Raw genomic sequence first — 1,148 nt, forward strand, 5'->3', positions numbered from 1 at the left:
CATTTCGGCCTCACCGCGCTCCCCGGCGGCTTTGCCGGCGTCGACATCTTCTTCGTCATCTCCGGTTGGCTGATCACAACCCACCTCATGCAGGAGATCACTGAGACCGGCCGGCTCGACCTCTGGCGCTTCTATGCCAGGCGCGCCCGGCGGCTTTTGCCGGCAGCCTTGTTCGTCATCCTGGTCACGCTGGCCGCCGGCTACTTCATCCTGGCGCCGCAGGAGCAGGCGCTCTATTCGCGTGGCGCCATGTTCGCTTCCGCCTACGCCATCAATCTGTGGCTGCTGCGCTGGTCGTTCGACTATTTCGCCGCCGACGCCACCAGTAATCCCTTCATCCACTTCTGGTCGCTGTCCGTGGAGGAGCAGTTCTATCTGGCCTGGCCGGCGCTGCTTCTGCTGGCCGCCTGGCTGCGGCCGGGCCGACGCACGGTCGTGGCCGTGATCGGCGTGGCCGGCCTCGCCTCCTTCGCCGCCTGCCTCTGGCTGACCACTGTCGCGCCGGCCTGGGCCTTCTATTTCTCGCCGCTGCGCGCCTGGGAGTTCGCCGCCGGCGGCCTGGCGACACTGGTGCCGGCAGCTTTCCAGCAACACCGCGCCTGGCTGCGGCCCGCCCTTGGCTGGCTCGGCCTGGCGCTGATCGCGGCGGCCTATCTCTGCTTGAGCGAAGACCTGCCCTTCCCCGGCTGGTACGCGCTGCTGCCGGTGGCCGGCACGGTGCTGGTGCTGTTGAGCGGTGCCGGCGCGGAGCAGACCAATGGGCGGACCGGCAGGCCAGCCCTTGGCCCGGCCGCCGCCCTGTCCCAGCCGCCTTTGCAATGGATCGGCACGCTCTCCTATTCGCTCTATCTCTGGCACTGGCCGGTCATCGTCTATGCCGGGATGCTGGCGCCGGATCTCTCCGTCCCGCAGCGCCTTGGCTGCGGTGTGCTGGCGCTGGCGCTGTCGGTGCTCACCTATCATCTGATCGAGAACCCGGCGCGGCGCGGCGCCTGGCTGACGGCGGGCGCCCGCGCCTTTCCCAGCGCAATTGCGGGCGCAAAACCGCTTCCCACTTTTCCTGCAATTGCTCTGATTCCAGCGCTGGCGCTGACCGGTGCCGGCGTGGCGGTCGCCTATGCCAATGCGCATCTGGCCCAGCGCAACAT

General features: G+C 68.5%; 1 protein-coding gene. It reads left to right on the forward strand.

All coding sequences use genetic code 11. The features are described from left to right. Positions 1-1,148 (forward strand): acyltransferase (locus tag EN935_RS37040; protein ID WP_164771735.1); only part of this gene is annotated, 1,148 nt, incomplete at both ends.

Source organism: Mesorhizobium sp. M7D.F.Ca.US.004.03.1.1 (genome assembly GCF_003998635.1).
Taxonomy (GTDB): domain Bacteria; phylum Pseudomonadota; class Alphaproteobacteria; order Rhizobiales; family Rhizobiaceae; genus Mesorhizobium; species Mesorhizobium loti.